Origin of the sequence: Pontibacter akesuensis (genome assembly GCF_001611675.1) — a bacterium.
In the GTDB taxonomy this organism is placed as follows: Bacteria; Bacteroidota; Bacteroidia; order Cytophagales; family Hymenobacteraceae; genus Pontibacter; species Pontibacter akesuensis.
On sequence record NZ_CP014766.1, the window covers coordinates 1,681,734 to 1,706,651 of the forward strand.

Sequence of the window (24,918 nt, forward strand, 5' to 3'; positions counted from 1 at the left end):
TGTCTAGTTCTATAAATAACGCGCCCACGCCTTATTTGTTAAAGCGCAGCTAACGCAATTCCCTCCTTTTAACTACTACCCTTCCCTATACTTGTGCAGGTGCGCCGCGCAGCCTTCACTAACTACCATCCCTAGCACTAGTGATTATGCAGGCAAGCCGTCAAAATCAATCTTCCTTATTTGGATTCAGTCTAAACAATGCGGTAAGTTTGTATGCAATCAGAACCTAAGGGGCAAAAGCGAAGCGCATTCTGGTGTTAAAACACCCTGCAGAGCATGCCGCCGCAGCACGCGCAAGTAAAGTTCTGATAAAGTAAAATCATCAAACCACCTATATACACCTGGTAATGTTTAAGAAATATATACTTATCTGCCTGTGCTTCCTTTTTACGCAACTGGCATGGGCCCAGCACAGAAGTTCGGCCATTCAAGGGCGGGTACTGCAGGAGAGCGGGGGGCCACTCGCTGCTGCCAGCATTGTAGTAGAAAACACCAACTTCAGCACCGTAACCGATGATAACGGTTACTTTAAGATCATCCACCTGCCGGAAGGGGCTTACCAGGTGCGGGCCATGATGCTGGGCTTCAACAGCATGGCAGAAGCGGTGACATTAGGCAAAGGGGAGACAAAAACCATCCGCTTTAACTTGCCGGCCAAAGCCAACCAGGTAACCCAGATCGAGGTGTTCGGGGAGCGCGACAAGCAGCCGGAGAAACTCGATGCCATCACCCGCCTGCCACTAAAGCCGAGCGAGCAAATCCAGAGTATTTCGGTTATCTCGGAAAGGCTGATTGAGCAGCAGGGCGCCCTGACAGTTATCGAGGGCGTGCGTAATGTGCCGGGCGTTTATACTTATGCTACGTTTGGCGGTGTGCGGGAGAGCATTTCCTCACGTGGTTTCCGCGGTATCCCTACTCTCAAAAACGGGGTGCGTGTGATGACGGATTTCCGTGGTGGCGGCTTCTCTACCGACATGCAGGGCGTGGAGAGTGTCCAGGTGCTGAAGGGCGCCAGCGCTATTACCATGGGTGCCAGTACTGATCTGGGCGGGCCGGGCGGCATTGTGAACATCGTTACCAAAACGCCTAACTTCGAGAACTCTGGTACCGTATCGCTGCGCGCCGGTAGCTGGGGCCTGATTCGACCTACGTTTGATGTGCAGCGCGTGGTGGATGCAGACGGGAAGCTTGCGGTGCGCCTGAACGGTGCCTACGAAAACGGCGGCAAGTTCCGCGACCATATGGACAACGAGTCGTTCTACATCAACCCTTCAGTGGAGTGGCGACCAAACGCCAAAAGCACCCTGACGCTAGAGATGGATTACTTCAGGGAAGAGCAGGCAATTGACGCGGGAACGGTTAATCTCTCAGTAGGCAATGAGGAGAACCTGATCTATGACCTGCCTTCGGAAAGATTCCTTGGTTTTGAATCCGACAAGACCGATATCAAGCATGCCACCTACGCCGCCCGCTACAAGTATGACCTGACAAACAATTTATACTTGCGCGCCGCCTTCTTTAACTCCAACTACAACTCCGACGGCATTCGAACAGGCTTGTCGGCTTTGAAGAAAGATGCGGCCAAAGATATAAACGTAGACCAGGTGAACTGGTACCGGCGCTCCATCGCCCACAACAACACCCGCGAAGACAACAGCACTGTGTTGCAGTTCGACCTGGTGGGCCGCGAGTTGGAGACAGGCAACATCAAGCATACGTTTCAGGTGGGAGCCGATTACCGCTACATCGATTTGTTCCAGCCTACTTACAACTCTATCGCAATTGACCAGATCAACGTGCTCGATCCATCCACGGTAACGAATGTACTGCCGGAGACTGTTCCTGCTTTTGAGCGCACTGGCGGCACACAGGCCTACGACTACCGCTTTGGGGTAACGCTGCAGGATGTGATTCAGCTGACGAACTGGGCGAGAGTGTATGGCGGCGTGCGCTACAGCACGAACAAGTCTAAAGACGAAGGCGAGGAGAGCGCCACCTCCGAGTTTTGGAACCCACTGGCGGGCGTGATGTTTACGGTAAAAGACGGCCTGAACATCTTCGGCTCCTACACCAACAGCACCAACCCGCGCTCTGCCGCCGTGGTGGACGTAAACGGCAACCCGCTGGGAGCTGAGCGCATCAATCAGTTTGAGGCCGGCATTAAGTCAGAGTGGCTGAACGATCGCCTGCGCTTCAACCTTACCTTCTACCAGATCAACAACAAGGACATGAACCTGAAAGCCTTTATGGTGGATGAGAACGGTACCGTGCTGGAGACAGGTTACTACATAAAGGGCGGTAACGACGAGCGCAAAGGCATTGAGGTGGAGCTGACAGGCCGCGTGCTGGAGAACCTGGAGGTAGTGGCGGGCTATGCCTACATCGACGCACAGTATAAAGAGCATACTACTTTTGTACCGGGCTCTGCGCCTAACAACACACCGAAGCACACCTTTAACGCCTACGCCAACTACACTGTGCAGAGCGGCATTCTGGAGCGGTTAAACTTCGGAGCAGGCGCTTACTACCTGGGCGAGCGCCCTTACAACGACTGGACGGTGGCAGGCGTGGAATACCATGCCATAGAGCCTAACACCGCCCCGTGGTACAACAAGGCCTATACAATCGTGAATGCGCAGATCGGCTACGAATTTGAGAAGCACTGGGGCGTGCGGGCCCTGTTCAACAACGTGCTGAACGAGGTGGGATACGATGCCTACCGCTCCAACTACATCGACCGGATCCAGCCGAGAAATTTTTCAGGGGTAGTTACTTACAGATTTTAAGCAGACCTGCTAAAACAATAAAAAAAGGTGCCGACATTTGCTGTCGGCACCTTCCGTTCTTCAAAACCTTATCCATTTCTAAACTTTTAAAGATGAAAAAGAGCTATAGCCTGCGAAAGCTTTTCAACGATGTGCACCTCTGGCTGGGCATTGCCAGCGGCTTGGTTTTATTTGTCGTTTGCCTGAGCGGCACCATTTATACTTTCCGCACAGAGGTGGAGGAGATGCTGGAGCCCAACAAGTATAAAGTGGAGGCCGGAGCCAACGCGCAGGTTCTTTCGCCGGATGCGCTTGTCGCCAAACTGGAGCAGGAGTTGAAAGGGCAGGTCGTGTCGCTGGAGATTCCGCAAGATAAAGCGCTTGCCTACCGTGTTGGTGTGGCACAGAAGCCTGAAGCCGGTGAACACGGTAAGAAAGAAGGCGCTGCCGCACCAGGCAAAAAAGCTGAAGCCAAAGGAGGGCATGGCGGTGGCAGACCAACTACCTACCTGGTAAACCCTTACACCGGCGCCGTGCTGGGCACACCTGAGGGCCCGGCCACAGAGTTTTTCTCGACAGTAATGCAGTTGCACCGCTGGCTGCTGATAGACGGTGGCGTAGGCAAAATGATCGTGGGTGTTTCAACTATTATCTTCACGTTTCTGGTGCTGACAGGCCTTGTGCTGTGGTGGCCCAAGAAGATCAAGAACTGGAAGCAGGGCCTTAAGGTTAAAACGGATGCCAATTGGAAGCGCATCAACCACGACCTGCACAACACCTTTGGTTTCTACGCCTTCCTGCTGCTGCTGATCATGTCGTTAACCGGCCTTTGCTGGTCGTTTGATTGGTACCGCGAAGGCCTGAGCAAGGTGATGGGCGCTGAAGTGTTCAAAGGCCGCCGTGAGAAGCCCATGTCTACCGTGGCCACTGCTGATGCAAAAGACCTGACTTTGGTTGATTACCTGGCGAAAGCCGCTCCCCTGCTGCCAGCTGATGGAGATACCAAAATATCTATTCCGGCAGATGACACGACGGCAGTGGTTGTCTCTAAAAGCCAGGCAGGCTTCTTCGCCCTCGCCGCTTCTGACAAAGTACAGCTGGACCAGCACAATGGTGAAACCCTGAAAGTAGAGCTGTTTGCCGACAAGCCTCTGAATGAGCAAATCGTGTCGCTCATCAAGCCGCTGCACCTGGGCGATGTGTATGGTACTTTCTCTAAGATTCTATACTTCTTCGCCTGTCTTATCGCCACCAGCTTGCCCGTTACCGGCACGCTGATCTGGATCAACAAGCTCCGCAAGAAAAAACCAGCGAAGAAAGCCGCCCGTACCGCTGCTCCGGTAGCAGGTTAAAGCAAGTACAGCAGCAGCTATTATGCAAGCAGCCATGGTTTATACTTTAAGCCATGGCTGCTGTTTTTTAAGTTTATATTTAGGGAGGTGACTGATTAGTGTAAACCCACCCCTGCCCCTCTGGGGAGGGGAGTTATCAGCAGTAGTGAAACATCCCCCTATCCCCTTCAAAGGGGGACTTAGCCTTTGTTGCATCACAATAGCTTCAGCTAATTGAACTGATTCCAGTCCTTGGGTTGAGCGCCTTGTGCATGTTGCGGTGCCCGTAAGGGCAGCCCGCAGCGGAGCGAATAGAGGGCCCCTACCCCCGGAGCAGCTTCAGGCACACAGCGCGATGCCCGAGGACGGGGCCTCGCGGCCGTGAGCGCTCCAAAGTGCAAGGTGAAACGTTAGGTATTTGGGAACTGGAGGATGAACGGCAGCTAGTAAGGATAGCTTGGTTGAAGTTGCGGTAAACAATGGCTATGCAAGTATGGCAGAGGCAGCCGACGGCACAAGCGGACGCTTGCACCAGGTACATGCTGGAGGGCGAACAGCAGCTCGAAAGAATAGCAAAGAGTATATATAAGCAAGCAGCTTTTACAAGCTCCCTAACCCTCTCCCCAGGGAGCAAGCGAATTATTTACTTTTGTAGACAGTTCCCTAGAACTGGGCCGATTATACCTGATAAACTACACCACTCACCAGACATAAACCCGCTTTACCTTATATATTTACAAAGCAAAATACGTATATTACAGCTACACGCGTTAGGAAACTATGATCGCACAGAAAATGAAAGTATGGATGGCTGCGTTGGGCCTTTTGTTGCTCACCACAGCCACTGCCGCTGCACAGGAAGTGGAGGTTATCAAGTTTAAAGACCTGCTGGAACTCCGCAAGCAGCCCAGCGACACCCTGTATGTAGTGAACTTCTGGGCCACCTGGTGCAAACCCTGCATTAAGGAGTTGCCATACTTCGAGGCTGCTAACCAGAAGTATAAAGACCAGCCTGTGAAGGTGGTGTTGGTTAGCCTGGATGCCGTGGAGGACCTGGACAAGCGCGTGAACACCTTTGTGCAGCGCCGCGGGCTTAAATCGGAAGTGCTGCTGCTGGATGAGGTGGACGGAAACACCTGGATAGACAAGTTGGAGCCGAAATGGTCGGGAGCCATACCGGCTACCATGGTGTTCAACAACAAGCAGGGCACTTACGAATTCCGCGAAGCTGAAATGACGCAGGAGGAGCTGAATGCGCTGATCGAAAAGTATAGATAAACAAAACCTCTAACTATAACCTGTATGAAAAAAGCAAAATTGCCTTTCGTGTACATGGCTTGCCTTATGTTGGTGAGCCTGCTGCTGGCTGCTGTACCTGCCTCCGATAACGGCTACAAAGTAGGCGACACGGCCCGCGACTTTAAACTGAAGAACGTGGACGGAAAGATGCTGTCGATGGCTGACTACAAGGATGCCAAAGGCTTTATCGTAACGTTTACTTGCAACTCCTGCCCGTACGCCATCGCCTACGAAGACCGCCTGATTGCCCTGCACAAGAAGTATGCGCCGAAAGGCTACCCGGTTATCGCCATTAACCCGAACGATGCGAAGGTATCGCCGAAGGACTCTTATGAGAAGATGCAGGTACGCGCCAAGGAGAAGAATTTCCCGTTCCCATACGTGTATGACGCTACTCAGGAGATTACCAGAGCCTACGGTGCTACCCGCACGCCGCACCTGTACGTGGTGCAGAAGCAGCCAGACGGCAGCATGAAAGTAGCCTACATCGGCACCATCGACGACAATTACAAAGATGCCGCGAAGGTGGAGAAAAAGTATGCCGAAGAAGCCCTGAACGAACTTGTTTCCGGTAAAGCCGTGAGCCAGCCCAACACCAAGGCCGTCGGCTGCACCATCAAGTGGAAAGCCGCTTAATAAGTAGCCGGAGCTACATTAGCTAACTTATTTTCTTTTTCATCAACAGCAAGGGCAGCCGTAGAGGCTGCCCTTGCTGTTGGTTGGCTTACCTGCTTTAGGTTTGAACCAGGAGCAGTAAAAAGCGGATACTACGTACTGAGAATTACTATATTGTAGAGTAAAAACTACTTGAAACACCCTCAACCCAACTCTACAAGTTACGCACATAGTGCTGATAAGCGTATGTTTACGTTTAGCTGGTAGTTGTACTACATCTGAATGAATAAAATTATCTCTATATTGATTATAATGTTGTTGGTTAGCCTCAAGTCCTTTGCCTGTGACTGTGAATTACCATCATCTGATATAGAAGAGCACTGGAAACGTGCTGACCAAATTTTCATTGGGGAGGTTATAGAGTCCACGTCTGATAAATTATATACCGCAAGTGGATTGAATTTCACCTATCAAACGATTAGGGTAGCTGAATCTTTAAAAGGTCATTTTCATCCTAAATTCAGACTGCGAACATTCGAGATACCCAGCCCTGGGTCGTGCGAACTTTATTTTGAAGTGGGTAAAAAGTACCTCATCTATGCAAATGAGTCATATCCTATTTTAAGTGCGCACTTGTGCAGTAGAACATCCTCACTTGAAGAAGTAGAGGAAAGTGAAATAGAAGCGCTTAGAAGACTTACCAAGTACTATGGAGAGGAAAAACGTCCTACTGTAGTCATTGAAAAAACAGAAGCAGAACAAGAGTTGGAAATTGCAAGGGCAAGAATAGAAGAATTGAACAACACTAAGAAGTGGTTGTTCGGAACATCATTAGCTTTAGTGTTGCTGTTGCTTCTTTCTGTCTTCACAGGTCTAAGAAGAAAAAAAGACGAAGTACAACACGGTACATGAATTAAGCTGCGGCTATGCCTTGCTCGTTTTATGTACTAAGCGTTGTACGTCATGCTGAAAATATTAAGTTTATGGTAGATGAGGCAAGGAAAGATGGATTACACCTATTATCTGTAATACTCATAATAGTCAGTGCAGCCTTCCTAATCAGAGAACTATATCATTGGACAACACTCCCCAGCTGGAATGATGAAGCATATGGTTTAATATCTCTAATAAAATATAAAGAAAATACATACAAGCAGATTTTTGTGTGGCTTGTAGTGATAGCTACAGGATTAAGTAATTGGTCTAAAAAAGGCGTAAACTGGTTTTTGTATCAATCACTAATTGTTTTTATCTGTACAATTCCACTGACTTATCAGCACTTATATAGCAGCAATATTTTAGGATTACCGACAATTTTTGTCATAATTTTAATTGTATTTACAATATTACAGTTAAGTCTGAACAAACTTCAAACGAAGTATAATGTAAGGCTTAAAAAGGCACATAGGGTTTGGGCAATTGTTTCAGGAATATTTTGTTCCACAATCTATTTTGTTCTAAAGTTTTGAAATAGAAAATAAAAGCACGAACGCACAACAACACCTTTACTGTGGCTACGCCACCGCAAAGCCCAGTACGTTCTCCCAGACTTAAGCACAATAACCAAACCTTCCCCTATACACCCCCCCTACGCCTGCCGCTTTGTATCTCCGGGCAGTGGCATACCGCTGGGATCTATGGTATCGGTGGCGCGTTTAACCGGATTCTGAGACTTTCGGTGCTTCATGCCAGCAATGCGCGCCTCCACCTCATACTTGTTGTTGTAGTAGCCCACCCGCATCGACTCGCGCAGGTAAAGCCACAGGAACCGGAAAAACCCATGCTCCCGAAACTGCTCGATATGGCACAGCTCATGCGCCAGCCAGCCCTCGTCCTTCAGGAAATCCTGCTGGCTCACCCCGCTTAAATGAATGGTTTTGCCCAACACCATGGCCACATTTTTACTTTTCAGCACCATGCGGGCAATTCTCGCAAAAGGAGATCGTTCTACAACTTTGAAATTCATAATTCAACTAAAATTGTATTGTTTCGCCGCCTGAAAGCAGCTGTTTATACTTGTGATTTGGGCTAAAGCATGCAAAGCATTGGCAGAAGCACCACATTATCAAGCGGGTAGCACAACCTTTTTGTTGGCACTTTAACTTATATCACTTACTTTTGCCCGATGTTCTGGTGCGGGTGCACCGCGGAACACGGCAGGTTGGCGCCTCTTAAAACTTCTATGGGCCTTCCTGTCCGCCACAAAGGTGAAACTGTTTACCCCGCTCCGGCGGACCGAAACAAGCCAAACCCTATGAAGAAGTCTATCATACTTAGTGCATTTGCCCTGCTGTCGCTGGCCCTGTCTTACTTCTACGAGATAACGCCGGCACAGTCTGCCACCCCAACTGAAACTGCTCCGCTACCGGTTATAACTCCCTACGCCATAAACTCTGCCGAGGACATGGTGCGCGTGCTGGAGCTGAACGAGCCCCTGGTAGACGAAGAGGAGCACGAGCAGTTTGAAGAGTATTACGTGAAAAAACTTGGCCTCAAGTTCAAGAACCCCTCTTACCGCGATCTGGTAGAAACAGCATCCAAATGGGTAGGCACCCCATATCGCTTCGGCAGCAGCTCCCGAAAAGGCACCGACTGCTCCGGCTTCGTTACCAGCGTTTACCGCGATGTGTATGGCATAGAGCTTAGCCGCAGCTCCCGCTCCATGTATGCCGATGTTTCGCGCATTAAGAAAGACAGCGTGCGCACCGGCGATCTGGTGTTCTTCCGCCGCAGCGCCAAAGGCCCGATCTTTCACGTGGGCATCTACCTCAAAAACAACAAATTCATTCATTCGGCCACAAACGGAGGCGTGATGGTTAGCTCACTTTCGGAGCCCTACTACCGCAACTATTACTACGCCGCCGGCCGCGTAAACTAACGCCCGGGCTTTGCCTTGCTTTCTGTAAAGGGGGCACCAGCAAACCAACTAATAGAAAGAGAAGCCCTGCAGCAGCAAGCCGCAGGGCTTTTTGTTTGGCGGCGGCATAACAATTTTAAAGCGCGCAAGTATAGGAAGGTTACACTTTGTTTGTAAATATTGCACTACAATTGACTGTGCCGTTGGCAGCAGCGGCAAAAACAACTACGCAAAAGCTTATAAAACACATGGATAACCAAGAAACAGCGGGAAAGCAGGGAACAGAGGGAAAGAAAGTAGCACAGAGTGCCATCTTTAAAAAGATACTGGAGAAAGCTGAAGTATACCTGAAGCACCCGACGGAAATTGCAAAGCTGATAACTGAAACGCTGAAGAAGGGCACCGCCAAGAAGGGCGTAGGCGCGCTGGCCGGCGAAGTATGGGAAAACCTGCAGTTGCTGACGCGCATGATAAAGGCTGCCTCTTCAGGTGACTACAAAGGGATTCCGCCGCAAACAATGGTAGGCGGCATCGCGGTGCTAATTTACTTTATCATGCCGATTGATGTGATTCCGGATGTGATTCCGGTGATTGGCCTGCTGGACGATGCCAGCCTGCTGGCTTGGTTTATGGCCAGCATAAAGGTAGAACTGGACCGGTTTAAAGAGTGGGAAGCCTCCCGCCCCATAAAGGTAGACCCGCAGCCAGCACAGGATGCGCAGAACACGGATCCTTCCTTCGGCACGCCTAAGTTCAGCGACCGCACTGCCGGCGACATTGACATCGAGACAAAAAACAACTACTAAAAAATAACGCTATGGAAAACAGCAGGAAAGACACAGAAGAGCAGGCAAAGCAGGATGCTGCCCGACAGCAAAGCGAGCCGAACGACAAGCACTCCTCGCAGGGGCACAGCACCGATGCCAAGGGCACGGTTACCAATACCCGTGAGGAGACGCTGCGATCTGCCACCACCGACAGCAGCCGTGCACCGAAAAGTTCTAACGACGACGGCCCAACTGGCGGCAACGTGCGCTGATTTTTTTATAACATTTCTAGCACGAAGCGGCAGGCTCCTTTTGAGTCTGCCGCTTTTATTTTGCCCCTGTGTCGCAACAGCAAGTTTTTAGGCGCGTCTTTTTCAGAACATGGCCCTGCCTTCGCTGTTAAAATATAGTACAATACAAATACATTAATTTAAATAAAATCTCACAAAACCCTAACCATCAGACTTTTTTTAATGAAATTAATATTTATCTTTGGCTCAACGATTTTGTACTTTAACTATTAGCCAATTGTCATCATCATTCTTACGTCTTAGCTCCGTAAACCTTCACATCGACGGAATAGGGAAAGTGCTGTTCGAGCGAAGCGACAAGGCCAAGCGCCTGAGCATCAGTGTACGCCCGCTTAAGGGAGTGCGTGTTGCGGTGCCGCCCCACATCACCTTCGAGAAAGCCGAGCAGCTTATCTACACCAAAGCCGATTGGATAAAGGAGCACCAGGAGCGCATGCAGCAGCATGAGCAGCAGGTAACCGTTTACGACCAGAACAGCGAGTTCAAGACCAGGCACCACACGCTGCGCCTGCTCACACATGCCAGGTACGACATGCGCTGCGTTATCCAGAACGGATACATCAACGTGTTTTACCCTGCCTTCAAGGAGGTAGATGCGCCGGACGTGCAGAAGTTTGTGCGCAAGTGCATTGAGGATGCGTACCGCAAGGAGGCCAAGCAGTATTTGCCGCAGCGCGTCGCTTACTTTGCCGAGAAATTTGGCTTTGAATACCAGAACGTGTTCATTAAGTGCGCCAAAAGCCGTTGGGGCAGTTGCTCCCACACAAACAACATCAACCTGAACCTGCACCTGATGCGCCTGCCCGATGCCCTCTGCGATTACGTGATCCTGCACGAGCTGGCACACACAGTGGAGAAGAACCACGGCCCTGGATTCTGGTCGCTGCTCGATAGCGTTTGCGGCAACTCCAAAGCGCTGGACACAAAATTGAAGGCTTACCGCATCACCATCTTCTAAATCGCTTGCCTATACTTGCAACTCTACTAAACCCCTATTTTTTTTACGATTACAAACTGGCAACAGCCCCCGCTGTTGTTTAAGGACTTTTATAGCCTGCCTGAACTGCGCAAATGCAGTGAGGCAGGCTATTTTTACGATGGCTTGTGAACAGTAACGGTAGCTTCTATATTTAATACTTGTTTCAGCCATACTTGCATGACTCCTGCTTCCGCAACATGAGCCAAGCTATCCTTTCTAGCTGCCGATCATCCTCCAGTTCCCAAACACCAACTGTTTCACCTCTTGCTGTGGAGCGCTCACGGCCGCGAGGCCTCGTCTTCGGGCATCGCGCTTGGAGCTTTTCTTTGCTCGCTTCGCTTTGCAATCCCGCCTCCAGCGGGACCGAAAAACTCACATAGGCGCTCAACCCGAGGACTGGAATCGGTTTGAGTAGCAAAAGCTTAAGCTATGCAACAAGTACAACTGTCCCCTTGAGGACAAGCAAGAACGAGAGTTCGTAGCTTGCGAGCGCAGCTCACAGGGGTGTAAGTACTTCTGCTGGCAATTTACTTTGTAGAGACAGGCCGCCCCACCTGTCCGCGCGACATCATTGGCTACAGCGCCTATACTTTAGTATAAGCAATGTTGTAAATTCCCCTCCTCGGAGGGGCAGGGGTGGGTTTACATTGTAGAATTACCATATACTTGCCAGGCATAAAAAAACGCCGGAGATTTCTCTCCGGCGCTTCCTGTTTAAAAGTATAATTCGCTTTTGTTCAACCTGCCTTTCTGATGGTGTGGGTAGCCACAAAGTCTATAAAATCTCCCACCGTGTCAATCGGCACTTCATCCGGAATGGTAATCTGGAAATTCTTCTCCAGCTCCAGGATAATGTCTACCAAATCCACCGTGTCGAAGCCGAAGTCCTGCGACAGGCGCTTGTAGGACTTCAAACGGTCGGCTTTAATCTCTTTGGTCTTGCTAATGATGCGGATAACCTCCGTCTCAATAGCGCTATCTGTTGTAAGCATAGGGTTAAATTGTGTATTCTCTAACTTTACCATTCACGTGGTGCTCATCCTGCAATGCAACATGGCCACGCTTTCTTTTTGCAATCAATCTATCTTTTAGCTTCTCATTCAGCAGGTACATCACCGGCACCACCAGCAGCGTAACCAGGGTGGCAAAACTCAGGCCAAAGATGATGGTCCAGGCCAGTGGCCCCCAAAAAGCCACACTGTCGCCGCCCAGGAAGAAACCTGCCTCAAACTCGGTAAACAAGGTATAGAAGTTAAGGTTTAAGCCAATCGCCAACGGAATCAGGCCAAGTATGGTGGCCGTGGCCGTGAGCAACACCGGGTTCAGGCGCGTTTTGCCCGCCTCTACGATCGCCTCTTTCAGGCCCTGGCCTTCCGCCAGCAGCACATCCGTAAATTCCACAATAAGTATACCGTTCTTCACCACAATGCCGGCCAGCGCCACAATGCCCACACCCGTCATGACGATGGACATGTCCATGCCAAAGATAGTGAAGCCCAGCAGCACCCCGATAATCGAGAACAGCACCTCCGACAGGATGATGAACGGCTTCGACACTGAGTTAAACTGCGTCACCAGGATTAGGAAGATGATACAGAAAGCCGCCACCAGCGCCAGCGCCAGGAACTGCCCTGTTTCCTGCTGCTCCTCCTGTTCGCCGCCCATTCGTATCTCATATCCTTCAGGGGCCTCAAAATCCTGCAGCGACTCCTCTATCTGCTGCACCACCTCGTTGGCGTTGTAGCCATCCAGCACGTTCGACTCCAGCGTTACCACCCGTTTTAGGTCCTTGCGCTTGATGCCGCCATAGGAGGTGGAGTAATCGATAGAAGCCAGCGACGAGAGCGGAATCTGCCGCACCTGCCCCGAGTTCATGTCGCGGTAGGTGATGCGCATGTCCAGCAGCGCGTCGATATTGTCGCGGTAAGGCGCGGCGTACCGCACCTGTATCGGGTACTCCTCCTCATCCAGCTTAAACTTCGATGCCTCCCTTCCGAAGATCGCCGTGCGCACCTCCTGGCCTATCTGGCCCGTGGAAATACCTTCCCGATTGGCGCGCTCCCGGTCTATGCTCACCACGATCTCAGGCTTGCTGTCCTCCAGGTCTGATTTCAGGCCCTCGATGCCGGCAATCCCCTGCTGGTCGATGTACTGTTCCACTTGCTTCGAAAGGTTGATCAAGCCTTCAAAATCTTCTCCGGCAATTTCCACAGAAATCGGTTTGCCCACCGGCGGACCGCTCTGTTCTTTCTCCACTGTGATCTCCGCGCCAGGTATACCCTTCACAGCCTCACGTATTTGCGTCAGGTACTGGCCGGTTGATACATCGCCCTCCCTGTCTTTATACTCAACAAAGGCAACGGTAACCTTCCCTTTGTGAGATTGTGGGGTGGTGGCACGGTCATTTTGATCGCCGGCGCCAATGGCCACGTTCGAAATCACCGACTCCACATTCGGGTTATTCAGCCCGATCACACTCGCCACCCGGCGCTCCACCACCTTCGTCACCGAGTCCGTTACGGCCTGGTCGGTACCAATCGGCATGTTGATGTATGTATAAACGAAGTTCGGATCGCCGCTCGGGAAGAACTCCACCTTTGGCGGGAACATAGCCGTCAGCGCAACAGAGAAAATCAGCAACAAAAAGATACCCACGAACACGCCTATCGGGCGCCAGCCTACCAGCATCCAGCGCAGCAGCCTTTCGTAGCCCGACATGAAGCGCGGCAGTACGTTATTCTGAAAGCTGTTGATCAACCCCGTAAACACATACTTGTTCAGCAGCACCAGCACCACTACCAGCATGAGCAGGTTAGCGGTACCGTACCACCCGGCAATGTACCCTACCACAGCAATGGCCGTGCAGATACCTATAAAGATCCAGAAGCCCTTGCTGCCACGCGATCCCCTTGTTGGCGTATCGTGCTTTTTCATGAAGGACACCGCAAAAACCGGGTTGATTACGAAGGCTACCAGCAGCGACGACACCAGCGTTACAATGAGCGTGATCGGCAGGAAGTACATAAACTCCCCCACCACACCCGGCCAGAAAAGCAGCGGAAAGAACGGCGCGATAGTGGTGAGCGTACCCGCCAGTACCGGAATGAATACCTCGCCGGCCGCCACTTTTGCCGCTTTGTCTATAGGCAGATCGGAGTGCTGGAAGATGCGGTGTGTGTTCTCAATTACCACAATGGCATCATCCACCACAATACCCAGGGCCAGCAGGAACGCGAAAAGCACGATCATGTTAAGCGAGTAGCCCGTCATGCCGAAAAGGATGAAAGCCACGAACATGGAGATTGGTACCGAAAGGCCCACGAAAATCGCGTTGGTGGTTCCCATGAAGAACATCAGCACCAGGGTAACCAGCGCAAAGCCGATAATGATGGTGTTGATCAGGTCGTTCAACGTATGGCGCGTCATCTTCGACTGGTCGCCGGTAACGGTAATATTCAGATCATCTGGCAGCGTGGTTCCCTGCATCTCCGCCACCGCATCCTGTATTTTATCAGAGGCCTCAATCAGGTTCTCGCCGCTGCGCTTGATCACGTTGAGGGTGATAACCGGCTGGTTGCCCAGGCGCGCATAGCTTTCCTGCTCCTCAAAGCCCTCTTTCACCTCGGCAATATCGTTTAGCCTGATGCTGGCGCCGGCCACCGACTGTAGCACAATGTTTCCGATCTTTTCAGGATCCACATACTGGCCCACCACGCGCACCGAACGCTTGGCCTCGCCCACCGTTACGTTACCGCCTGACACGGTGATGTTCTCCCGGGCAATGGCGTTGGCAATGTCGTTAAAGGTAACCTGGGCGGCCTGCATTTTATACATGTCCACGTTTACCTGCACCTCTTTTTCCAGGGCACCCACCATGTCCACGCGCGTAATCTCCGGGAAGCCTTCGATACGATCCTGCAGGTCCTCGGCATACTGCTTCAGTTGGTCCAGGCTATAGTTACCGGCCACGTTGATGTACATGATCGGCATTTCAGAGAAGTTTACCTCCTGCACGTTTGGCTCCTGGTCCAGGTCGGTTGGCAGGTCGGCGCGGGCTTTGTCCACAGCGTCTTTTACCTGCTGCTTTGCCACTGCCACCTCCACATCAGTGTTAAACTCCACGGTGATTATTGAGAAATCCTGCACCGAGTTGGAGGTAACATCCTTCACCCCGTTCAGTGCTTTAAGCTCCTTCTCAATGGGCCGCGTCACCAGGTTCTCCATGTCTGACGGAGAGGTGCCCGGGTAAACGGTCGCCACCATCACGGTCGGTATCACAATGTCGGGGAAATTCTCTTTCTGTAAGTTGATGTAAGAGAAAATACCCGCCAACGTGATAATGATGGTGATGATGTAGATACTGGTCTTGTTATCGATGGACCAACTGGTTGGCTTAAACTGTTTCATAGTTTTACTTGGTTAGGCCCTAATTCTGAGTAAGGCTGGTTTCGGCAAACACCACCGGCTGCCCCTCGTTCACACCCAGGTAACCTGCGGTAATCACTTTGTCGCTCGGCGTAAGGCCGCTTAGCACCTCTACCTGTCCGCCGTAGCTTTGGCCTGTCTCAACTTCTTTGCGGCGGGCCACATAGCCGTTTCCTTCTTTCTGGGCCACGTACACATACTTGGCGCGCTCATCTTTCTGCACCAGGTTTACCGGCAGCACCAGCACATCCTCGTTCTTATAATCCTGAATGCGCACCACAGCCACCATGTTGGGGCGCAGCGTAATGCTTTTCTCGTTTTTCGGGCGCAGCTCCACAGTGAAGGTGCGGCTGGTCGGGTTGATGAAATTGCTCACCACCTCCACAGTTGTCTCCACTTCTTTATCCAGGTCAGGGAAGTATACCACGGCCTGGTCGCCTTTATTTATTTTGGCCTGGTACGCCTCTGACACCTCGGCCACAATTTTGCCTCCCTGCAGGTTTACCACCCGGATAATACCCACGCCCGGTGCCACAGCCTCCCCTGCATTCGGTACCACCTCATCCACCACACCGCTGATCGGCGCTTTCACGTTGTACTGATCGCGCTGCTGCTGCAGGGCTCCCAGGCTGCGCTCCAGCGCCTCTTTGTTGTTCTTGGCCGTCAGGTACTGCATTTCGGTGCCGATCTTCTGGTTCCAAAGGTTCTGCTGCTTTTCATAGGCGATGCGGGCCAGCTCCAGGCGGGTGCGCAGCTCGGCAATGTTCTGCTCCAGCACCTGCGCATCAATGGTGGCCATCGTCTGCCCCTTCGATACCCGATCACCGCGCTGCACGCGCACGGCTGTCAGGACTCCCGGCACACGCGAGCTCACAAACACGTTCTGGTCAAAATCAACCCTGCCCTGCACCTCCAGGTAATGGCGGAAGGTATCCTGCTCCAGCGCCGCCACCGACACCGGCACGGTTTTCTTCTGTGTAGCTACGGTTTTCCCCTCTGCTTTCAGCTCAGCCTCCAGCGCCGCGATCTGCTCCTGCAGGTCGGTTTGCTGCGCCTTAAGGTCTTTTAACTGTGCTTCCTTGTCTTGAGCGCCATCGCAGGCCGCAAAGCCCAGCAGTACAGCCATGGAAGAGATTGCTATGATTCGTTTCATACTTAGATTCAATGGAATAATGGTTTTTTCGATAGGTTTATTTTGAATGTAGGGTGCCAGTGGCTCTGGACAGGTTCACTTTTGCAATCAGGGCATCGTACATGGCGGCATAATAGTTGGTCTGGGCCTCGCGCAAGTCGGTTTCGGCGGAAACCACTTCCAGGTTGGTGCCTACGCCCTCCTGAAACTTGATCTTGGCCACACGGGCAATTTCCTCTGCCAGCACCATGTTCGCCTTGCGCGCATCCAGCACATCCAGGGCATTGGTCAGCTCGGTGGATGCCTGCGCCAACTCCATGTCTATACTTTGGCGGAGCGTCTCAAACCCCAATTTGGTGTTCTCCAGCGCCAGCTTTGACTGCTGGATCAGGTAGTGCTTGCGCAGCCCGTCGAAGATGGGCAGTTGCAGCTGTACGCCCACAAAGCCATACTCCAGGTAATTGCCTGTTCTGGTAATATCGCGAAACTCGTTGCTGGCGGCATTGTAGCCGTAGCGGGCGTTCAGGAAAAGCTTTGGCAGGTAACCAGCCTTGTCGGCCTGCACCTGAAAGCTAGCCAGGTCGCGCTGTGTCTCCAGAATGGAGAACTCAATGCGGTTGGCGTAGTCAAAGTCCTGCGGGTATACCTGGCTCATGTCTATCTCCACCTCGGCCAGTTCATCCACCAGCAAAACCGGCTGAGCCTGGTTCAGGCCCATCTGGAACTTGAGCAGGTTTTCGCTGATCGCCATCAGGCGCTGCGTTTTCTGCTGCTCCACCAGCAGGTTATTGCGTTGCACGCTCAAACGGTCTACATCCAGTTTCTCGGCCACGCCGTTTTCGTACATGGTGCTTGTCTGGCTTAGCAGCGTGTCGAGGCGCACCAAGTTTTGCGTGAGCAGTTGCATGCGCTCGCTGTTCACCAGCACGCTGTAGTAGGCTTTGCTTACCTGCTCTGCCACCTCGATCTCGCTCCGCTGCGTGTTCTTGCGCGACAGCTCGGTATAGGTGCTCGCGGCTTTCAGGCCAATCAGGTAGGTGCCATCGAAAAGCAGCTGGCTGCCCGTAATGGTGGCGTTGCTGGTGTAGGCCGGCGCAAAGGTAACCGGCACAAAAGTACCCAGAGGGGGCGGGTTGTCCTGGTTCTGAAAGAACTCCGAGGGTAAAAAGCTCTGCTGCTGAATAAAGTTGTCGCCGGCATCCACCGTGGCATTTAGCTGCGGCAAGCCCGCAGACCGGATCTCGCCTACCCTGGCCTTGGCTATCTTCTCCTCGTTACGGGCAGCCTGCAGGCTGGCGCGGTGCTGCAGGGCATAGTTTATACTTTCCTGCAGGCTAAGCCGCATGGGTTCCTGTGGTGCCTGCGCGTAACCGGTGCTCCAAAGCGCAAAGATGGCTGCCAGCAGGGTAATCTGCTTTTTCATAATTTTATGTTAGGTAGTAGGTGGTGGTTATTCTTCTTCCGTTATGTGCTTCAGTTCATTTATCAGCTTGTGGCCTTTCAGGGTGGCGATGCCCAGCATGTAGTGCTCCAGCACGGCCAGCTGCACGCGCCTGGCATCGTACTGGTGCGGCGGGAAAACCAGTTGGTTAAAGGGCAGCTCGATCAGGACAAGGCGCATACGAGCCATCACCTCCACATCCAGGTCGCGCCGAAAGAGCCCCTCTTTCATACCCCGCAGAATGTTTTCCCGCACCTTCTCCAGGATATAGGCGTTCTTGTGCTGCATCCACAGGTTCCAGCTGTCCGGGTGGTATTTCTGCAGATCATAGAAGATGGAAGGGTGCATGTTCGAGAAAACCCGCTTTGACAGGTCCACTATCTGGAATAGCTCCTCGATGGCATTGCCGGATGTTTCGATGAAGCACTCGCAATCCTGCTGCACGCTCCCTAAGAAACCCTCTATGGCCTCGTATATCACCTGGTCCTTGTTCCGAAACCATTTGTAGAGGGTTTTCTTCGACATGGAGAGATGCTGCGCGATGTCGTCCATCGACACGCTTTTAATACCGCGTTGGCAAAACATTTCGAAGGCTGCCTGCAGTATCTTGTCTTTTGCTTCTGTTTTCTCTGCTGTTTCCATATCCTTAAATCGAGGCAAAACTATGGAAACATTTTTCATTTCAAAAGTTTCCATGTTATTAAAAAGTTAACACAAGACCCACCAATAGGTTTGTTTCCAGCTAAAACACAAGCACTTACAGCTACTATTACTTCTTTACAGGAGCGGGCGCAGCAGCCAAAGCTCGATGAACAGCAGTGTTATATAGACAAAAGCCTTTCTATTATCCGGCAAAAGCAAGCCCGTTCTTAGAGCACGTGCTTCCGCAAGACCGACAGAGTTATATGAATAAAAATTTTGCTTTATATACCCAGCACGGCTCTAAGCTTGCTGTATCCGGTCCGGCTTAGGGGCACGCGCGTTCCGTTTTTGAGCAGCGCTATGTGGCTGTCTTTTTCCAGGGGTTCGATGCGGGTGAGTTGGGTGAGGGGGATGATGTAGGAGCGGTGCACGCGCACGAACTGCTTCGGGTCCAGCACGCGCTCATAGTAGCTCATGGTTTTCTTTTTGAGGAAGAGGCCGCTGTTGGTGTGCACCTTCACGTAGTCATCGTAGGCCTCCAGGTACAGCACGTCATGCACCGGGATGATGCGGATGTCGTTGGCGGCCTTTACCACGATGCGCTGCTGCTCCTCGGGCTGCTTGGCCGGCACTTCGTTCAAGTCTGTGACTTTGGTAGCGGCGGCATTTATACTTCGCTTCTCCAGCCACTTCTTCAGGGCGGCATCAAAACGCTCCTGGCTGAATGGTTTGAGCAGGTAGTCTACGGCGTTGGCCTCAAAGGCCTTTAGCGCATATTCATCAAAGGCGGTGGTGAAGATGACGCCCGGCGCCTGCTCCACCAGTTCCAGCATTTCAAAGCCGTTTATTTTGGGCATCTGGATATCGAGGAAAATCAGGTCGGGCTGGTGCTGCATAATGGCTTTCACACCGGCAAAACCGTCGCCGCATTCCTGCACCACCTCTATTTCGGTATGGCGCTGCAGGTACTCGGCCACGATGCTGCGGGCCAGGGGCTCATCGTCAATTATTAAACACTTCATCATAGTTTCTGTGGGATTTTAATGCGCGTGATAAACTGGTTTTCCTGCTGCTGGGTCTGCAGCAGGTCGTGGCGGGCGTAGAGCAAGTATAGGCGGCGCTGCACCGAGCTAAGGCCGAAGCCAGTGCCGTGCTGCGGTTGCGCGGTGGCGGGGTCGTAAGGGTTTTGTACCTGCAGTTGCAGGTGGTGATCATGGGCAATTGCCTTTATACTTATTACAGTATCGCCGATGGTATCGTAGAGGCCGAACTTAATCGCGTTCTCCACCACGGGCTGTAGTAAAAGGGCTGGCAGGCGCATGTGCATGGCTTCACCCTGCACCTCAATGGCAGCTTGTAAGCGATGCCCGAAGCGCACTTTTTCAATTTCCAAGTATAGCTCCAGGTGCTCCAGCTCATCAGCCAGACTTACCTGCTGCTGGTCGTCATTGCGCAGGGTGCCGCGCAGAAAGTCGGAGAGCTGCATGATCATTTTGCGCGCCTGCTCAGGCCTTGCCCCCACCAGCGCCGAAATGGAGTTGAGGCTGTTGAAGAGAAAGTGTGGCTGCAGTTGCTGGCGCAAGGAATGCAGCTCCGCCTCGCGCACCATTTTCTCGGTAGCCGCCTTCCGCGCCTCGTCCTGCTGCCATTCGCGGGTGTAAAACCACATCCAGTTCAGCAACAGCACCAACAGCACCATCAGCCAGCCAAACACCACCCGCACCGGCAGTGTGGCCTCCACAAACGCCAGGTATACTTCATCCGCCGGGAACAGCCTGCTAACAATAAAATCAAACAGCAGCATACTGATACCGGCCAACCCCAGGCTCCAGCCAAACAGGTAAGCCAATTGCCGCATACTGGGCTGGTAGTAGCGCAGGCCCGTGCCCATGGCGTAGCCCCCACCAACCAGAAGCGCATTGGTGAGCAGCGCATCGGTCAGGGCTGTGCGCCACGGCACCTCCACCGACCACAGCAGCGCCGTTTGCACGGCCACCCAAAGCAAGGTCCAACCCAGGTAAAGAAGTATGATGCGGAACGGATACATGCACGCAGCGGGTTAGTAGCTCTTGATTTGCAATCCGCCAAACAGCGTGGTGCCTTTTATAATGAGCACCTTGCTGGGGTCGTAGCCGCTGGAAAGTATGGGCCGCTTGTCGTCGATGCCGCCAAGTATGGCCACCATCTCTGATTTCACTTCCCAATGCGGCGGAATAATGAGCGTGGTACCCCCGAATATCTGCGTGGCTTCCAATACCACAGGGCGCTGTATATCGGCCTGGGTCAGGTTCAGCTCGGTTCCTCCGAACACACTCACCACTTCGCCACCCATGAAATTCTTGGAGATAATGTTCTTTTTGATGCCGCCAAGTATGGCCGTTACGTCCACCACTTCCTCTGAAGAGTTATTGCCTCTGTCTGAAGTATGGCCTGTGCTGAAGCTGCTGCTAGACATTGGCCCTGGAGCTGCTCCTGCTGCTCCTGCCGCACCTGACGCTACCGGCTCCCTCTTCTGCCTGAAACGCCGGGGATAGTCCCGACGGGGCTTTAGCATCACCCACAACCCTACACCAATCAGCATGATCGGCCAGAAGTACACGTGCACGTCAAACCCCTCCAGCAAGTCATCCAGCAGGAAAATAGAGCCGATCAGCACCAGCACGATCCAGCCGGGCTTCTGGAAATTGTGCCGGAAACCCAGGAACAGACCCAGCACAATCAGCAGCATCTCCCAGGAGAACACCCAGTAAGGCAGGAAAAAAATATTGAGCTTTGCCACAAGTAGCACCACGCCGACTGCCACCAGAAGCAGGCCGGCCAGTACTTTCCCGCTGTTGCCCCGGCGCGGGCTATCCCAGTTGCCACCGTAGTTGCTGTTTGGGGTTTGATCTTGATTTTCCATAGTTGTTTTGATTAAGTTTATGCCCAAATGTACTGTAGCGAAGCCCGCTAGTCTATAAGAGATAGGCGAGCTTGGGAGAGAAGTCGGTAAGCTGCAGGTTTGCGTCGGTAAACTACAAAGTATACAGGGATTGCGCAATTTACCAATGGCGCTATGTGCTGGTGAAGAGGGACGTGTAGGTATGGCTATGGTAGTGAAAGTTTTTTTAGCCACTATTTATCCAAGGCCCTAATTAAGGATAGAAAAACAGCCTTGTTAGCAAAAGCAGTAGTTACATAGCTTCTGCCAAGTCCCCCTTTGAAGGGGGCAGGGGGATGTTTATACTCCTGCTGACGTTATATCAATTTTTACGCTGACCACTTCTCCCACTCCCCATTTGTCATCCTGAAAGGATTTTTGTGGATGGGGGCTTAAGCCTTTACAACAAAGCTCATACTTCAGCGAAGCCTACAGCGGGACCCACCCCTGCCCCTCCGAGGAGGGGAATCAGGTACTTCAGGAAAAGTCGCTTTTGATGAGAATCGGGGCTCCAAATAACAGCTGGAAGTCCTACGCAGCGAGGCGAAAAAAACCGTTGTGCAACGGAAAGCACAGAAACGTTGGAGAGTAAAAGTTTGGGAACGATTCGGACAGGCCGCGACCTGTCTCTACAGGATTGGCATCACATCTTCCCATACTCCCTCCTCCTATTTTGCGTACCAATTGAGAATTCCTTAAATAGGCTCAGAACGCGCCAATTTATTATCTTTGCAAATTATGGTGGAGAACATACAACACGTAGCACAAGAGATTGAAGCAGCACCGCTGACCAACGCTGCCGAGCTGGAGCAATTCCGCATTGCCTATATCGGCCGCAAAGGCCGAATTGCAGATTTGTTTGATAACCTGAAGCAAGTGGCGCCGGAGCAGCGCCGCGAGGTTGGCCAGCAGCTGAATACGCTGAAGAACCGGGCCCAGGAGCGCTTCGACCAGGCGCAGGAGCAGCTGGCTAATTCTAACGATACAGCAGGAGACACAGGGTTTGATTTTACACTGCCAACTATACCAAATACGCTCGGCACACGCCACCCGCTTTCGCTCGTGCGCCAGGAGATTGTGCGCATCTTTGAGCGCATCGGTTTCAATGTAGCGGAGGGTCCTGAGATGGAGGACGACTGGCACAACTTCTCTGCCCTTAACTTCCCGGAGAACCACCCAGCCCGCGAGATGCAGGATACCTTCTTTTTAAGCGAGGACAAGGAGCGGTTGCTTCGCACTCATACTTCCACGGTGCAGGTGCGTTTGATGGAAAACAACCAGCCACCGCTGCGCAGCATTATGCCGGGCCGCGTGTACCGCAACGAGGCTATTTCGGCGCGCGCGCACATGGTGTTTCACCAGGTAGAGGGCCTGTACGTGAACAAGGGCGTGAGCTTTAAGGACCTGAAGGAAACACTCTATTACTTTGCCAAGGAGATGTTCGGGCAGGACACACAGATCCGTTTCCGTCCGTCTTTCTTCCCCTTCACCGAGCCAAGCGCCGAAATTGACATTACCTGCTTTATCTGCAAGGGCGAGGGCTGTAACATCTGCAAAGGCAGCGGCTGGGTAGAGATTGGCGGCTCCGGTATGGTAGACCCTGCCGTGCTCCAAAGCTCCGGCATCGACCCGGAAGTATACTCTGGCTTCGCCTTCGGAATGGGCATTGAGCGCATCACCATGTTGAAGTACCAGATAAAGGACCTACGCCTCTTCACCGAAAACGATGTGCGTTTCCTGCGCCAGTTTGAAGGGGTAATTTAGAAATTCTGAAAAATTGAATAAATGAAGGAGTGAATGTTTTGCCGTACAAGTATAGCAAGGCATTCACTTTTCCTTTTAAACATACTTAAGCTATGACCTTAGAAGAGATTAAAACAATAGGTGTGGTGGGTGCCGGCACTATGGGCCAGGGAATTGCTCAGATCTGCGCGCAGGCAGGCTTTAAAACCATCCTGTTCGACATCAACGCACAGGTACTGGAGAAGGCACAGCAAATTATTACTAACAACCTGGATAAAGGCATAGCGCGCGGCAAATTAACCGAGGTTGAAAAACAAGCCGCACTGGGTAATCTCTCCTTTACCGGCGATACGCTGCAGTTGAATTGTGATGTGATCATTGAGGCAGTGGTGGAGCGCCTGGAGGTGAAGCAGGACATATTTAAAGAGCTTGCCAGCATCAACAAACCTGAAACTATACTTGCCTCCAACACCTCCTCTATCCCGATCACGCAGATTGCCTCCGCCGTTCCGAACCCGGAGCGCGTAGTGGGCATGCACTTCTTTAACCCGGCGCATATTATGAAGCTGGTAGAGGTAATATCTGGTGCTGCCACTGCTCCTGCTGTTGCCCAAACAGTAAAGGCCCTGGCCGAAAAGCTGGGTAAAACAGCTGTGATGGCGAAAGACTCTCCGGGCTTTATCGTGAACCGCGTGGCGCGCCATTTTTACGTAGAGGGGCTGAAACTGCTGGAGGAAGGCGTGGCCGATGTAGAAACCATCGATAAACTGATGCAAGCCAGCGGCTTTAAAATGGGACCGTTTGAACTCATGGACCTGATTGGTGTTGATACGAATTATGCCGTTACATCTTCCATGTTCGAGGCCTTTCATTATGACGCTAAATTCAGACCAAGCCGCATACAGCAGCAAAAAGTGGACGCAGGGCACCACGGCCGCAAGTCAGGCAAAGGTTTTTATACGTATGACAAGTAAGCACTGGCCGCTGCTGCTTGCTTTGCTGGCTATACTTGCCAGCGCGTGCAAAGACAGCAGTAACAGCCCCATCATACCCAACGTGCCGGTAAACGCTCAGCTCGCCGTGAACAGCCAACTGTACCCGGAGCTGCGCCAGGACGGGGGCTTCGCTTACTTGCCGGAGGGCTATAAAGGAATTATCGTGATCCGGCAAAATGCCAATTACTACACCGCCTTTGAGCGTGCCTGCCCCTTCGACCCAACCAACGACTGCGAAGTAGAAATGGACCCGTCGCGCCTGTTTCTCACTGACCCCTGCTGCGGCTCCCAGTTCAACCTGCAGGGGGGCGTAATCGGCGGACCGGCCATTCAGGGGCTACGGCAGTACAAAACATCGCTCGTAGGCGCCACGCTGTACATTACCAACTAATATTTTTTAGTTGATTTCCAGCAAATTAGCCTTTTTTGCGATATTTTTTCAGGACATGACTTGCGTCCTAAACTTAACTGCCGTAATATTGCATCATCAAACGGCGGATATCGCCAATGATATAACCAAATTCCTCCTTAGCTCAGTTGGTTAGAGCACATGACTGTTAATCATGGGGTCCCTGGTTCGAGCCCAGGAGGGGGAGCAAAAAGCCACTCAAGAATGAGTGGCTTTTTTATTATACGCCTGCACTAGTCGCGATATTCCCCTTTTCCCTCCCCACAATTTCCCTTTTCAGTTAACCT

Annotated in this window: 22 protein-coding genes and 1 tRNA gene; 14 read left to right on the plus strand and 9 right to left on the minus strand. The window is 52.0% G+C overall.

Annotation, left to right across the window (positions count from 1 at the left end):
* Positions 1 to 347 precede the first annotated feature (347 nt).
* The 6 genes from A0W33_RS07075 (at position 348) to A0W33_RS21150 (ending at position 7,479) form a co-directional block, all read left to right on the plus strand.
* On the plus strand, positions 348 to 2,786 hold the full coding sequence (locus A0W33_RS07075) for a TonB-dependent receptor (protein WP_068837509.1): 2,439 nt from the start codon (positions 348 to 350) through the stop codon (positions 2,784 to 2,786).
* Positions 2,787 to 2,878: 92 nt separating this feature from the next.
* Entirely contained in the window at positions 2,879 to 4,117 is a 1,239-nt protein-coding gene (locus A0W33_RS07080) for a PepSY-associated TM helix domain-containing protein (RefSeq protein WP_068837510.1), read from the plus strand.
* A gap of 759 nt (positions 4,118 to 4,876) precedes the next feature.
* Positions 4,877 to 5,374: a TlpA disulfide reductase family protein gene (locus tag A0W33_RS07085; RefSeq protein ID WP_229802108.1), complete on the plus strand. Its 498-nt coding sequence runs from the start codon at positions 4,877 to 4,879 to the stop codon at positions 5,372 to 5,374.
* Between the two features lie 24 nt (positions 5,375 to 5,398).
* Positions 5,399 to 6,031 carry a thioredoxin family protein gene (locus A0W33_RS07090; protein WP_068837511.1) on the plus strand — a complete coding sequence of 211 codons (633 nt, stop codon included), beginning with the start codon at positions 5,399 to 5,401 and terminating at the stop codon, positions 6,029 to 6,031.
* Positions 6,032 to 6,292: 261 nt separating this feature from the next.
* A complete protein-coding gene (locus tag A0W33_RS07095) occupies positions 6,293 to 6,922 on the plus strand; it encodes a hypothetical protein (protein ID WP_068837512.1) in 630 nt (209 codons plus the stop codon).
* A 71-nt stretch (positions 6,923 to 6,993) separates the two neighbouring features.
* Entirely contained in the window at positions 6,994 to 7,479 is a 486-nt protein-coding gene (locus A0W33_RS21150; RefSeq protein WP_216637175.1) for a hypothetical protein, read from the plus strand.
* Between the two features lie 119 nt (positions 7,480 to 7,598).
* Here A0W33_RS21150 and A0W33_RS07105 read toward each other — a convergent pair whose 3' ends face one another.
* Positions 7,599 to 7,976, minus strand: a complete 378-nt coding sequence (locus A0W33_RS07105) for a hypothetical protein (RefSeq protein WP_068837514.1) — start codon at positions 7,974 to 7,976, stop codon at positions 7,599 to 7,601.
* Between the two features lie 288 nt (positions 7,977 to 8,264).
* On the opposite strand from A0W33_RS07105, the gene A0W33_RS07110 reads away from it, so the two are divergent.
* The 4 genes from A0W33_RS07110 (at position 8,265) to A0W33_RS07125 (ending at position 10,903) form a co-directional block, all read left to right on the plus strand.
* Positions 8,265 to 8,888: a C40 family peptidase gene (locus A0W33_RS07110; protein ID WP_068839982.1), complete on the plus strand. Its 624-nt coding sequence runs from the start codon at positions 8,265 to 8,267 to the stop codon at positions 8,886 to 8,888.
* A gap of 227 nt (positions 8,889 to 9,115) precedes the next feature.
* Positions 9,116 to 9,673 (plus strand): YkvA family protein, encoded by a 558-nt coding sequence (locus A0W33_RS07115; protein ID WP_068837515.1) that lies wholly within the window; start codon positions 9,116 to 9,118, stop codon positions 9,671 to 9,673.
* An 11-nt stretch (positions 9,674 to 9,684) separates the two neighbouring features.
* A complete protein-coding gene (locus A0W33_RS07120) occupies positions 9,685 to 9,906 on the plus strand; it encodes a hypothetical protein (protein WP_068837516.1) in 222 nt (73 codons plus the stop codon).
* A 256-nt stretch (positions 9,907 to 10,162) separates the two neighbouring features.
* Positions 10,163 to 10,903, plus strand: a complete 741-nt coding sequence (locus A0W33_RS07125; RefSeq protein ID WP_068837517.1) for a M48 family metallopeptidase — start codon at positions 10,163 to 10,165, stop codon at positions 10,901 to 10,903.
* Positions 10,904 to 11,661: 758 nt separating this feature from the next.
* Here the strand turns inward: A0W33_RS07125 and A0W33_RS07135 are convergent.
* The 8 genes from A0W33_RS07135 to A0W33_RS07170 all read right to left on the minus strand — a co-directional run bounded on the left by A0W33_RS07135 (position 11,662) and on the right by A0W33_RS07170 (position 21,466).
* On the minus strand, positions 11,662 to 11,916 hold the full coding sequence (locus tag A0W33_RS07135) for an acyl carrier protein (RefSeq protein ID WP_068837519.1): 255 nt from the start codon (positions 11,914 to 11,916) through the stop codon (positions 11,662 to 11,664).
* A gap of 4 nt (positions 11,917 to 11,920) precedes the next feature.
* Complete coding sequence (locus tag A0W33_RS07140) at positions 11,921 to 15,331, minus strand: efflux RND transporter permease subunit (RefSeq protein ID WP_068837520.1); 3,411 nt, start codon at positions 15,329 to 15,331, stop codon at positions 11,921 to 11,923.
* Between the two features lie 19 nt (positions 15,332 to 15,350).
* A complete protein-coding gene (locus A0W33_RS07145) occupies positions 15,351 to 16,502 on the minus strand; it encodes an efflux RND transporter periplasmic adaptor subunit (RefSeq protein ID WP_068837521.1) in 1,152 nt (383 codons plus the stop codon).
* A 37-nt stretch (positions 16,503 to 16,539) separates the two neighbouring features.
* Positions 16,540 to 17,904 carry a TolC family protein gene (locus A0W33_RS07150; protein WP_082815151.1) on the minus strand — a complete coding sequence of 455 codons (1,365 nt, stop codon included), beginning with the start codon at positions 17,902 to 17,904 and terminating at the stop codon, positions 16,540 to 16,542.
* A gap of 27 nt (positions 17,905 to 17,931) precedes the next feature.
* Positions 17,932 to 18,564 carry a TetR/AcrR family transcriptional regulator gene (locus A0W33_RS07155; RefSeq protein ID WP_068837522.1) on the minus strand — a complete coding sequence of 211 codons (633 nt, stop codon included), beginning with the start codon at positions 18,562 to 18,564 and terminating at the stop codon, positions 17,932 to 17,934.
* 281 nt (positions 18,565 to 18,845) lie between these two features.
* Positions 18,846 to 19,589, minus strand: a complete 744-nt coding sequence (locus tag A0W33_RS07160; protein WP_068837523.1) for a LytR/AlgR family response regulator transcription factor — start codon at positions 19,587 to 19,589, stop codon at positions 18,846 to 18,848.
* Positions 19,586 to 20,611 carry a sensor histidine kinase gene (locus A0W33_RS07165; RefSeq protein WP_068837524.1) on the minus strand — a complete coding sequence of 342 codons (1,026 nt, stop codon included), beginning with the start codon at positions 20,609 to 20,611 and terminating at the stop codon, positions 19,586 to 19,588. The genes A0W33_RS07160 and A0W33_RS07165 overlap by 4 nt, the downstream gene beginning before the upstream one ends.
* Before the next feature lie 12 nt (positions 20,612 to 20,623).
* On the minus strand, positions 20,624 to 21,466 hold the full coding sequence (locus A0W33_RS07170; RefSeq protein ID WP_068837525.1) for a LiaF transmembrane domain-containing protein: 843 nt from the start codon (positions 21,464 to 21,466) through the stop codon (positions 20,624 to 20,626).
* A 756-nt stretch (positions 21,467 to 22,222) separates the two neighbouring features.
* Here A0W33_RS07170 and pheS point away from each other — a divergent pair.
* The 4 genes from pheS (at position 22,223) to A0W33_RS07190 (ending at position 24,818) form a co-directional block, all read left to right on the plus strand.
* On the plus strand, positions 22,223 to 23,248 hold the full coding sequence (pheS, locus tag A0W33_RS07175; RefSeq protein WP_068837526.1) for a phenylalanine--tRNA ligase subunit alpha: 1,026 nt from the start codon (positions 22,223 to 22,225) through the stop codon (positions 23,246 to 23,248).
* Positions 23,249 to 23,340: 92 nt separating this feature from the next.
* Positions 23,341 to 24,201 carry a 3-hydroxyacyl-CoA dehydrogenase family protein gene (locus A0W33_RS07180; protein WP_068837527.1) on the plus strand — a complete coding sequence of 287 codons (861 nt, stop codon included), beginning with the start codon at positions 23,341 to 23,343 and terminating at the stop codon, positions 24,199 to 24,201.
* Positions 24,191 to 24,613 (plus strand): hypothetical protein, encoded by a 423-nt coding sequence (locus A0W33_RS07185; RefSeq protein WP_068837528.1) that lies wholly within the window; start codon positions 24,191 to 24,193, stop codon positions 24,611 to 24,613. Before A0W33_RS07180 ends, A0W33_RS07185 begins: the two co-directional genes overlap by 11 nt.
* Before the next feature lie 131 nt (positions 24,614 to 24,744).
* Positions 24,745 to 24,818, plus strand: a tRNA-Asn gene (locus tag A0W33_RS07190).
* Positions 24,819 to 24,918: the final 100 nt, after the last annotated feature.